The following is a 10,471-nucleotide window of genomic DNA, read 5'->3' as shown; positions in this document are numbered from 1 at the left end:
ACTCTACCCCACGGCTTTCAGTGAAGCTTCAGCTGGATCAAATTAGAATTGTTTCCATTACCAAGAGAGAGGATGAACATAACAATGTCCAGGAAAATCCCGATGATTTTAATTCTGGCTTTGCTGGCGGCCTTGCTGGTTCCTTCTTTGGCGTTTGCCGTCAACGTAACTTTGACCCTCAGCAGCAACACAGCCAATCCAGGGGATTCAGTGACTGCTTCGGGTATAGCCGATCCGGATACGTGGGTTGCCATAAAAGTACTTGACGGTGCCAAAAGCGTCATAGTATTAGACCCCGTAAAATCTGACGTAAACGGCAACTACAGTTGCACCTTTAAAGTGCCCCCGGATTTTAGCGGCTCTACCCTGATTGTCGTTGCCGGGTATGGTGAGAATGTGGACACCAAAGAACTGACGATCGGCGGCGGTGGCAACGTTGCCGACAACACACCGCCCGTATGGCCGTCCGGCAGCGCGCTCACGCCTTCCGAAATCGGGCAGACCAGCCTGACCTTGACCTGGACGCCCGCTACGGATAATGTGGCTGTAACTGGCTACACGGTTTTCATAGACAGCGCCCTGTACAAGACCGTAAATTCCGGCACGCTTACCTGCACGGCCAGCGGCCTGAGCGCGGGTACCCAGTACACCTTCAGGGTTGAGGCGGGCGATGCTGACGGCAATTGGAGCACTACCGGACCAAGCGCGACAGCCAAAACTAAAACTGAATCGGGACCCGGCAGCAGCGGTGGTCCCACTTCTTCGCCGCAAGCGGTTGACACCACGACCGGCTCAGCCAGCGTAGCGCCCGGCCTTGGCGGAAAAATCAGCCTCGGCAGCGACGTTTCAATCGAGATTCCTTCCGATGCATTAAACGGTACGGCCAATGTGACCGTTACGATTAGGAAGGTGAACAGTCCCCCGGCAATACCTGCGGGTTTTTCGCTGCAGGGCAACGTCTTCGAGTTTACTGTGGGAGGTAATGCGAGCTATAGTTTCAATAAACCGGTTACTCTGACTTTTACCTATGACCCGGACTCCTTGGCAGACGGGGAAATACCAGCCATATATTACTACGATGAAATATCCGCCCAATGGGTTAACCTGGGCGGTGACATATCCGGCGATACCATCACGGTTACGGTGGATCACTTTACCAAGTTTGCGGTGCTGACCAAGGAGGTAATGCGTGCGGCAGAGCAGCAGCCGCTAGAGCAGCAGCCGCAGTTTTCCGATGTCCCGGCATCCTACTGGGCCAGCGATGTTATCAATAAATTGAGCGGGCAGGGTTATATCAACGGTTATCCGGATGGATCATTCAGGCCCGACAACAGCATCAGCCGTGCTGAATTTGCCACTGTTTTGGTCAAAGCTTTCAAACTGCCGGCTGCTTCAGGCAAGGTGTTTGACGATACTGCCAATCACTGGGCGAAAGATCATATTGCCGCAGCCAATGCCGCCGGCATCGTCAGTGGTTACAGCGAGAACAGTTTCGGACCGGATGATCTGATCACCCGTGAGCAAATGGCGGTAATGATTGTCAAAGCAGCTAAAATTGAAGCGGCAACTGAAGAAATAACCTTTACCGACGGCGACGCGGCTTCCGCCTGGTCTAAAGACGCTCTGGCTGCGGCAGCGCAAGCCAAGATTATGCAGGGTTATCCTGACGGTACCTTTGCTCCCCAAAATAAAGCTACCAGAGCCGAAGCCGTCACGGTTATCGCCAACGCTCTCGAGTAAAAGCCTGCGGGCGCACAGAAGGGTATGCATTCAGGCCATATCATACAGGAAAACCCGTCCGTCAACTGCCACAGCGGATTGCCGAAGAGTTCGGCGCTGCAGTAGGAAAAAGGAGGCACAGGGGGCTTCCCCAGCGCCCCCCCCTTCTAAAAAAAGGAAACACCCGTGTTTGAGAGTCCTCTGCAGCGGCCCCGCTGATGAATCAAAAGGATGGAGCGAAACCCCGTGATGAATTCCAAAAAAATTTACAAAGCAAACGGATTGGCGCTTTTGCAAAGATCCACACTCTTTGCTGGTTTTTCAGAAACGGAGCTTTTGGATCTCTATCCGGCGGTGCAGCCGGTACTGAGAAGGTATACCAAGGATAGCGTTGTCATAGACGAAGGGGACGCCGCCGGGCAGATCGGGTTTGTTGCAAGCGGCAGAATCGCGGCAGGGACACGCTAAAGAATATAGGCATGCCGGCTCCCCGGCTATGGCTTCAGCCAGTCTATCGGCCTATCGGACGCTGGGCGTCCGTGACAACGACCCGTTATATGAACAATTATCCACCCAATTTTTGCAGTCAGAATTAGTCTTTAAGGCCTATTGTTATTGACTTTAATTATATGATTAATTATCATTGACTTGTGTTTAGCTGTGTTTTGTTATGTATTTTCATTGTTGCCGTTTGGCTGCAATACGTCGTTTTAAGATTACGTCATGTTATCTTGGTTTATGTTTTTTTGTGTTTAAAAGCTATCGCAGCTGCCGCTTTGTTGGAAATAGAAGGGGGGGGATATGACAATACCACCATTGGTGGTTATCACCGGAGGCGGCAGATTCGGCAGGAGAGGCAATATATCTAAAAGGTGGACTGGTTACTCATGTTGGTGGTGGCATTAAATAACATAGGGGCTGTGCCTGACAATAATTTTAAGTCAGGGTTTTTAAAAGCGTTTTCCGGTTTCCAAACTGTCAAGCTCAGTCTTTGTGCTGTTTCAGCGGAAAAACAGCTGCAGATTTGTCAGCCGGAGCCGGAGGAGGAGCTGCTGAGGAGTGTACTGAAATCTTCAGATATGTCGGAACCCTTATTGGAGCTTCAAGGGAGCGGCGATAGACTGCAAAAAGCGGTACGCTCCATGTTTTTTCCCGGCCGGGAAAGGAAGTATGAGAAATTTTTACTGACTGGTTGCGATGGTATAACCTACTTCCCTTGGGCCGTGCAAATTGTTAATGTGTATTTGCCTGCGCCAGGCTGGGAGCAGAAACTGGAATGGATACGAAAGGCGGATGTTATTGTTTTATACGGTTCCGAAAGTGAAGAGAGCAGGGGATTTACGACCGAAGCTAAAAGGCTCCGTCCGGATGTTCCCATTTTTATAGAAGAAGCCGGACAATACTTGTCAGGCGGGTTGAAAGATTACTTGAGGGATTTATTTTTATCCTATTTAAAAAATAGGATAAAAATAAAGGAAGTGTTAGAGGAGCAAAAGACGGAGCAACAGATAGAGTGCGGACAGGCGCGTCAAGTGGCTGAGACACTGGGGGTCGATTTATCTCTGGTCGGCAGTGTATGCGATGAGTCCGGTTACAGGATAACGCGCTGCGGCTTGGGTTGTTTTTAGCAGGTTGCTATTTGCCGCCAGCGCGATGCCGATCACGTGAAGCAGTATGAATGAACTACAGGAGGGGCTAAGAGTAATATGGTCATTATGCCGAAAGAACCGATTTCCATCAGGCCGGTCGGTGTTGTGGTTTCCGATTTTAAAGAATGCAGCCGTACTTTTGACTACAATAAAGAAAGCATGGTTTACATGAGAGAAGATCTCACCGATGCGCTGATTGGAATTGAATACTTTTCTCATATTCATGTGGTTTATTATCAGCATCGCAGGGAAGATTGGCTAAGATTGATTGAATGGGAACAAGACGAACCGCCAATAACATTACCCTTTGCCAGCGAACCGGCTTGCCAGGGAGTATACTCCACCCGGTCGCCGTCCCGCCCTTCAGCGATGGGTTCTTGTGTAGTTGAGCTTCTCAAGCGGGAAGGGAACCGTCTTTATGTCAAGGGTTTGGACGCCATCGATGGAACTCCCGTCCTGGATATAAAAATTTATATCCCCCATTATGATGCCTTCCCTTTGGCGGAAACACCGTTAAATTGGTGTATGGGGCATGAGCTAATCACCACTTCGCGGCATTTTCACTGGGATACCGTCAACACCGGGCTGACTCTTGGGCTCAGGACAGGCGCCAAAGCGATGCAAATTTTAGGTATCGGCCGTGGGGAAGCGGTTAGGGCGGAAATAGCCGGCGGCCATTTTTTTGCGCAGGGCATTGAGGGCGCTACCGGGTGCAGTGTTTTACGGGGTAATTTGTTTTTTGAAGAGCTTCATACATCACCGGGACAGTGGAAGCTCCTTCTTGCGGATAATAGCAGGGAAGTAGAAATTCGTCTCAACGATCATATTTACGCAGGAGCGAGTGAGGTGCTGGAGGTCGACGAGTACGTATTGTTTGCAGCCGTGCAGGTAAGGGAAAAAAATAACTGTGAGGATCGGCAATGATATATGCGCTGGCAGTTTTTCCCTCAGTAAGTCAGGTTAACCAAATGAAAAACCGGCTCAATAAAAACAGTGAATATTATGGCATGGTCCGGGCTCCGCACTGCATAGCTGCCGGGGGGTGCAATTTTGCGCTCCGCTTTGATGAGGACAAACTCTCAATAGTAAAGCATGCGGCACAAGAATTAGGGGTTGCCATACAAGGTATTTACAGAGAGGAAAAACAGGACGACGGAGACAAGGTATATACCAAAATCGAGTGAGCAATGAGGTGCTTCGGCATGATATACCTTGATAACGCGGCTACATCGTGGCCCAAACCCGATGCTGTGTACCGGGAGATGATCAGATGTATCAAAGAATACGGAGCCAATCCCGGTCGAAGCGGATATCGGATGGCCATACGGGCCAGCGAGAAAATATTTGAATGCAGGGAGAATCTCGCCAAACTGTTCGGGATCACAGACCCGTTGCGGATTGCTTTTACAAGCAATGCGACCGAAGCCATCAACCTAGCCGTTAAAGGACTGCTGGTACCGGGCGACCACGTGGTCCTGTCGAGTATGGAGCATAATGCGGTGATACGCCCCCTTAAAAAGCTGGAAACAGCAGGTGTGGAAGTTTCTATTGTAAAAACGGACTTAAGCGGGAAAATTGACAACGCCGATATTGCCGAACATATCAGGCGCAATACAAAGCTGTTGATTGCCACCCATGCGTCCAATGTCACGGGAACGGTGAATGATCTGGCCTCTCTCGGCCGGTTGGCGAAAGAACATAAAATTGCTTTTATGGTGGATGCCGCACAGACAGCCGGCAACATTCCTATAAATGTAGAAAGAATGAATATCGACCTGCTTGCTTTTCCCGGCCATAAAGGGCTGTTGGGCCCGCAGGGTACGGGGGGCTTATATGTACGGGCAGGAATAACACTGGATCCATTAAAGGAAGGCGGTACGGGGAGTTTATCCGAAAGTCCCGAACAGCCGGATTTTTTGCCTGACCGGTATGAGAGCGGGACATTAAATACACCAGGTATTGCAGGCTTAAATGAAGGAGTCAAATTCATACTGGAAACCGGCATCGATAAGATCCAAAACCATGAAAAACAGCTTGCCGGATACATGCTTGAGGGGCTTGGCGAGATGGATAATGTTAAGGTGTATGGAATTGACGATACTGAACACAGAATCGGCGTTATTTCCATCACTATCGATGGAAAAGATTGCCATGAGGTGTGCGGCGCATTGGATGAGAAATACGATATTGCTGCCAGGAGCGGTTTGCAGTGCGCTTACCTGGCGCATGAAACCATAGGCACGCAGAACAAAGGCACGATCAGGTTCAGCACGGGGTTTTTCAATACCGTCGAGGATATTCATAAAGCAGTAAAAGCAGTAAAAGAAATTGCCGGGTCGTAAAGCTGGCTTTGTATGCAGCGGATATGCAATTGCGGAAGTAAATCCGCATAACATTGGAGTGCGGGTCATGCGATTTGTCAGGGCAGTTGTCCAGGACAGCCGGCAAGCACCGCGTAGCATGGAGAAAACACCAGCCGATGCAGGTGCGATTTCAATCGCGCACGGCCGCGTTAGCGCCGGACTTGGGCAGCTAATGTAACATTTGTGCGAATGAACTTTTTGTATTCGCCCTGGGGGCTAAGTAGCTGTCAGCAATTTTCAGGGAAGCAAAAGAACCGTCCCCTTGCTTCCTTGCTTCTTTGAGTTGCAGGCTGGATACCGTACAGCTATTTTCGGGGTAGCTTGAGGGGGTTGTAAGTAGAACGTGAGTCTAATGCAAAGGTTTCTGGATAAATTTTCTCTCTATGATTTAATCGTGATAGCCATGATGTCTGCCCTGGGGATTGCCACCAAACCAATAATAGTGCCCCTTGCCCAGATTATCACCGGACCGCTCTTTATCCCCTCGGGAGCCGTGGCAGGCGGGTTCTATATGATATGGCTGGTTTTGGGATTTGGTATTACCGGTAAGCGGGGTACCATGACCTTGATTGGCCTGGTCCAGGCCATCCTGGTTATGGCCACCGGCATAGTCGGCTCACACGGCGTAATGAGCCTGGTGACCTACACCATGCCCGGTATTCTGGCCGACCTGGGTTTGTTGCTGATTGGCCACCGGGTTTGCTGTTTTCCCTGTGCCTTTCTGGCGGGGTTGTTGTGCAATATCGCCGGTACCATTATGGTGAACTTTGTATATTTCCGTCTGCCTGTGGTGCCTCTGGTCTTAAGCCTGAGCGCCGCAGCCTTGTCCGGCGGGCTGGGCGGACTCGTTGCTTTTAAAATTTTGCAGCAGCTATGGAAATTCCAAAGGCGGGACTGGAAGACAAGCCAAGATGATACCGCTTAGTTTTCCATATGAACGTACCTTCAAGGCCTGACTTATTAATACCATCCCGGTGGGACTTTCGTTTTTTGGAATGTTCCGGTCTGGCCTTTTATGGCCGCCGTACGGCTAAGATATGAGCGTTAAAGCTTCAAGGAGCGCGTCAATGGCATTTTTGGAATTAAGCCGGGTAGTCTTTTCATATCCCCGGAAAATGAAACCGGCATTAGCGGGCATTGACCTGAGCCTGGACAAAGACGGGGTAACGGCGATAGTCGGGCCGAACGGCAGCGGCAAGACCACACTTACCAAGCTGTTGATCGGGGTTCTGCAGCCGACTGAGGGGGAAGTCCGCCTGGAGGGCCGTCCCGTAGCGGGATATTCTCTGGCGGAAATCGGGCGCCGCATCGGCTACGTTTTTCAAAACCCCGACCTGCAGCTGTTTTGCAGCACCGTGGCTGAAGAAGTTGGTTTCGGCCTGGCCAATCGGGGTTGTGAACCTGCGGACGTGCAAGAGAAAGTGGCTTTCTACCTCGATTATTTCGAGCTGACAGCCTACCGTGACGTTTTCCCCCTGTATTTAAGCCAGGGCGAAAAACAGAGGCTGGCGATAGCCGCCGTACTGGCCAATGAACCCGAGTTTCTAATTTTGGACGAGCCCACCATTGGCCTGGATGCCTGGCGTAAAAAAAACTTGGAAGATTATTTAAAGAAAGTTGCCCGGTTGGGTAGAGGCATGATCCTGGTCAGCCACGATGAGCGCTTTGTCGATAAAATGGCGGAACGGGTTGTCACCCTGGCAAACGGCCGGATTCAATCGGATAGCGGGAGGAAGGTAAACGCTGCCTATGAAGCTTGACCCCCGGACTAAAATGGTAATGGCGATTTGCCTTTCCAGCTTGGCCTTGATATACGATACTCCCGGCAGGCTGTTGCTGCTCCTGGCGGCGACTATGGCGCTGCTGCTGTTTTTCCGCTTTAATCCAGGCGCTGTGTGGGGCTACCTCAAACCTTTTTTGTCCCTGATGTTTTTTCTTTTTGTGATCCAGAGCATCTTTTCACCGGGTGGCGCGGTGTTGCTGGCAGCAGGTCCGGTACCCCTGGTAACCAGTCAGGGCCTGTCGGCGGGGGCCAGTGTGGTTTTGCGCATTATGGTGGTCACTGCCGCCGCCATGCTGTTTACCACATTTAGTTCCCGTGACTTTATCTTGGGCCTGGTTCAGTGGAAAGTCCCATACGAACTGGCCTTTATGGTCGCCATCGCCATACGTTTTTTGCCGGTTTTCCGGGATGAAATGATTAATGTGGTGACGGCGGTTCAATTGCGGGGGGTTGAACTGAAGAAGGTGCCCTGGGGAAAAAAGACGGCAATGTACCGGCGCTTGTTTTTCCCCATTGTCTTTGGAGCTATGCTCAAAGCACAGCAGCTGGCGGTGGCCATGGAAGCCCGCGGTTTCAGGGCTTATCCCCGGCGCACTTACCTCAGACGGCTGGATTTGCGTCGCGCCGATTATGTGTCGATGTTGCTTTTCCTGGCTGTCACGCTGACGCTAATTGGGCTGATGTGATGGTGAAATGGGTGCGATAGTTTCGATTGGGGCTTATAAGTTGCTGCAAGAGGTGTAAGTTTAGTTATGGAAGCTGTGACGGTTCAGGACCTGACTTATCAATACCGGCCGGGAGGTCCTTTCGTATTAAAAGGCGTCGATTTCCAGGTGCCGCGGGGTGAGTTCGTGGTGGTGACAGGCTTAAGTGGTTGCGGCAAAAGCACATTATGTTTTTGCCTCAGCGGGGCTATTTACCACAACCGGGACGGGGTAATGACCGGGAAAATAGCGGTAAACGGCAAGAATATCCAGGAAATGCGGCCAGCTGGTCGGGCGCTTGAAGTGGGCATGGTATTCCAGAATCCTGATACGCAGCTTTTTTCGCAGACTGTGGAAGACGAAATTGCCTTTGCGCCTGAAAATCTTTGTCTGCCGCCTGACCGCATCCGGGAGAGGGTGGAGTCCGTAATTGCGCTTCTGGGAATTGCTGCTTTAAGAGAAGCAAGCCCTTACCAGCTTTCAGGCGGTGAAAAACACCTGGTGGCGCTGGCGGCGGTTTTGGCCCTTGACCCGCCGTTGCTAATCCTGGACGAGGTTTTGTCCCAGCTTGATTCCGCAGGCAAAAAGAAAGTAGCAGCAGTTTTGCAGAGATTGCGCGGTATAGGGAAAACTGTTATTGCCGTTGAGCACAACCTGGAATCGGTTGCTTTTGCCGACCGGTTGATGGTAATGGAAAAAGGGTCGTTAATCCGCTTTGACCGCATGGAAACGATACTTGCGGATCGGATTTTATGAATGCCAGCAGGCTGCTCTATGACCGCAAAATTTTTAACAGCTTTTAATAAAGTTAATTTGATTAACAGCAGAGGCAATTTTTATGGCTTTTCGAGCCTTGAAAGTGTGGCGTGAAAAAATAGTTTTAAACATATGCTTCCTACACAAAAAGTATCCCCCAAGAAATGCTGCTCTTGGGAGATACTTGAATGTTTTCAAGGCAAGCATAGTAATAATCATGCTCCAGGACTGTTGGCGGGGGCTATTATGAATTTTTCAACCCCAATTCCGCGGCCAGCGCTTTGAACGCGGGGAGGGAATTCAGAATCATTTGTTTGTCAACGCTGTAGGAGATGCGGAAATAGCCCGATTTAGCAAAACCGCTGCCCGGCACTACCAGGATGTTGTGCTCTTGCGCTTTCCTGACAAACTCCACGTCATCAGGCAGGGGAGACTTGGGGAAAAGGTAAAAGGCGCCATGCGGTTTCACCATCTGGTAGCCCATTGCGGTTAAATTATCGAACAAGATATCTCTTTTCTCCTGGTATTCAGCAACGTCTGCGTTTTCCCCCTGCAGTCCTGTTACCAGACGTTGCGCCAGTGCCGGGGCGTTAACAAAACCAAGGGTACGGTTGCAGAAGATAGCCCCTTCTATAAACAGCCCGATTTCTTCAATATTGGGGGAGGCGGCCAGGTAGCCTATGCGCTCACCCGGTAGAGACAAATCTTTGCTGTGCGATGTGACTATTATACTGTTTTTGATGTATTTAAAAACACTCGGAACGGTGATATTGTCGTAGACTATCTTGGCATAGGGCTCATCGGAGATGACAAAGATCTGCCGCCCCGTTTCCTGCTCTTTGGCTTTTAGCAGGTTTCCCAGCATAGCCAGGGAATACGCATCGTAAACCACCCCGGTCGGATTGTTGGGGGAGTTGATGATGATAGCTTTTGTCTTGGGAGTGATTGCCTCCTCGATAGCGTGCATGTCCAGCATGAAGTCCTCGTCAGTGTGGGCTATCTGTAACACTCCGCCATGGTTATCAATATAAAACTTATACTCCATAAAGAAAGGGGCCAATACAATTACTTCATCACCGGGATCCAGCAGTGTTTTAAGCGCCACGTTTAATGCCCCGCCGGCGCCGCAGGTCATAACTATGTGGTCCTCGGTAAATGGAAGGCCGGTTTGTCCGGTTAATAACTCGGCGACTGCCCGGCGCGTGTCGGCATAACCGGCATTGCTCATGTAGCGGTGCATTCCTTGTACAGGCTCAAGGGCTAATTTCTTAAGCCTTTCTTTTATCGCTTTGGGAGGTTCTCCACTCGGGTTGCCGAGAGAAAAGTCATAAACTTTTTCCGGACCGTGAATTTTTCTTAACCGTTCTCCTTCCTCAAACATTTTGCGGATAAAGGAAGCGCCTGCTAGGGAAGATTCAATTTTTTTTGAGATAGCCACCGATTACACCCCTTATGTAAAATGTTTATGTTGTTATCTTACCTCATTCTACAAATTTT

12 protein-coding genes are annotated in these 10,471 nt (G+C 50.3%); 11 read left to right on the top strand and 1 reads right to left on the bottom strand.

Annotated features, from left to right (window positions below):
• The first annotated feature begins 84 nt into the window (after positions 1-84).
• From Psfp_RS04435 to Psfp_RS04390, 11 genes are all read left to right on the top strand, one after another.
• Positions 85-1,740, top strand: a complete 1,656-nt coding sequence (locus Psfp_RS04435) for an S-layer homology domain-containing protein (protein WP_190239065.1) — start codon at positions 85-87, stop codon at positions 1,738-1,740.
• A 228-nt stretch (positions 1,741-1,968) separates the two neighbouring features.
• The gene (locus Psfp_RS04430; RefSeq protein ID WP_192895263.1) at positions 1,969-2,187 is read left to right on the top strand and encodes a hypothetical protein; all 219 of its coding nucleotides are present in this window, start codon (positions 1,969-1,971) and stop codon (positions 2,185-2,187) included.
• Between the two features lie 404 nt (positions 2,188-2,591).
• Complete coding sequence (locus Psfp_RS04425) at positions 2,592-3,347, top strand: hypothetical protein (RefSeq protein WP_192895270.1); 756 nt, start codon at positions 2,592-2,594, stop codon at positions 3,345-3,347.
• 78 nt (positions 3,348-3,425) lie between these two features.
• Positions 3,426-4,292 (top strand): tRNA (N6-threonylcarbamoyladenosine(37)-N6)-methyltransferase TrmO, encoded by an 867-nt coding sequence (gene tsaA / locus Psfp_RS04420; protein WP_205079462.1) that lies wholly within the window; start codon positions 3,426-3,428, stop codon positions 4,290-4,292.
• Positions 4,289-4,552, top strand: a complete 264-nt coding sequence (locus Psfp_RS04415; protein ID WP_134217346.1) for a putative Se/S carrier-like protein — start codon at positions 4,289-4,291, stop codon at positions 4,550-4,552. The genes tsaA and Psfp_RS04415 overlap by 4 nt, the downstream gene beginning before the upstream one ends.
• A gap of 18 nt (positions 4,553-4,570) precedes the next feature.
• Positions 4,571-5,710: an aminotransferase class V-fold PLP-dependent enzyme gene (locus Psfp_RS04410; RefSeq protein ID WP_134217345.1), complete on the top strand. Its 1,140-nt coding sequence runs from the start codon at positions 4,571-4,573 to the stop codon at positions 5,708-5,710.
• A 67-nt stretch (positions 5,711-5,777) separates the two neighbouring features.
• Complete coding sequence (locus tag Psfp_RS22440) at positions 5,778-5,909, top strand: hypothetical protein (protein ID WP_282434319.1); 132 nt, start codon at positions 5,778-5,780, stop codon at positions 5,907-5,909.
• 174 nt (positions 5,910-6,083) lie between these two features.
• Positions 6,084-6,656, top strand: coding sequence for an ECF transporter S component (locus tag Psfp_RS04405; RefSeq protein ID WP_243120478.1), 573 nt, complete (start codon positions 6,084-6,086; stop codon positions 6,654-6,656).
• A 190-nt stretch (positions 6,657-6,846) separates the two neighbouring features.
• Complete coding sequence (locus Psfp_RS04400) at positions 6,847-7,491, top strand: ABC transporter ATP-binding protein (protein ID WP_243120477.1); 645 nt, start codon at positions 6,847-6,849, stop codon at positions 7,489-7,491.
• Entirely contained in the window at positions 7,481-8,200 is a 720-nt protein-coding gene (locus tag Psfp_RS04395; RefSeq protein WP_134217342.1) for an energy-coupling factor transporter transmembrane component T, read from the top strand. Before Psfp_RS04400 ends, Psfp_RS04395 begins: the two co-directional genes overlap by 11 nt.
• Positions 8,201-8,266: 66 nt before the next feature.
• Positions 8,267-8,974: an ABC transporter ATP-binding protein gene (locus Psfp_RS04390; RefSeq protein ID WP_134217341.1), complete on the top strand. Its 708-nt coding sequence runs from the start codon at positions 8,267-8,269 to the stop codon at positions 8,972-8,974.
• A 244-nt stretch (positions 8,975-9,218) separates the two neighbouring features.
• On the opposite strand, the gene Psfp_RS04385 is transcribed toward Psfp_RS04390, so the two are convergent.
• A complete protein-coding gene (locus Psfp_RS04385) occupies positions 9,219-10,412 on the bottom strand; it encodes a pyridoxal phosphate-dependent aminotransferase (RefSeq protein WP_134217340.1) in 1,194 nt (397 codons plus the stop codon).
• Positions 10,413-10,471: the final 59 nt, after the last annotated feature.

The sequence above is a fragment of the Pelotomaculum sp. FP genome, from assembly GCF_004369245.1.
GTDB lineage: Bacteria > Bacillota > Desulfotomaculia > Desulfotomaculales > Pelotomaculaceae > Pelotomaculum_C > Pelotomaculum_C schinkii.
This window is presented reverse-complemented; position numbering and strand designations above follow the sequence as displayed.

Bases quoted from the DNA above. Each gene is read 5' to 3' on its own strand.
- Psfp_RS04435 (WP_190239065.1), top strand. From the start codon at position 85: ATGTCCAGGAAAATCCCGATGATTTTAATTCTGGCTTTGCTGGCGGCC.
- Psfp_RS04430 (WP_192895263.1), top strand. From the start codon at position 1,969: ATGAATTCCAAAAAAATTTACAAAGCAAACGGATTGGCGCTTTTGCAA.
- tsaA (WP_205079462.1), top strand. From the start codon at position 3,426: ATGGTCATTATGCCGAAAGAACCGATTTCCATCAGGCCGGTCGGTGTT.
- Psfp_RS04415 (WP_134217346.1), top strand. From the start codon at position 4,289: ATGATATATGCGCTGGCAGTTTTTCCCTCAGTAAGTCAGGTTAACCAA.
- Psfp_RS04410 (WP_134217345.1), top strand. From the start codon at position 4,571: ATGATATACCTTGATAACGCGGCTACATCGTGGCCCAAACCCGATGCT.
- Psfp_RS22440 (WP_282434319.1), top strand. From the start codon at position 5,778: ATGCGATTTGTCAGGGCAGTTGTCCAGGACAGCCGGCAAGCACCGCGT.
- Psfp_RS04405 (WP_243120478.1), top strand. From the start codon at position 6,084: ATGCAAAGGTTTCTGGATAAATTTTCTCTCTATGATTTAATCGTGATA.
- Psfp_RS04400 (WP_243120477.1), top strand. From the start codon at position 6,847: ATGAAACCGGCATTAGCGGGCATTGACCTGAGCCTGGACAAAGACGGG.
- Psfp_RS04395 (WP_134217342.1), top strand. From the start codon at position 7,481: ATGAAGCTTGACCCCCGGACTAAAATGGTAATGGCGATTTGCCTTTCC.
- Psfp_RS04390 (WP_134217341.1), top strand. From the start codon at position 8,267: ATGGAAGCTGTGACGGTTCAGGACCTGACTTATCAATACCGGCCGGGA.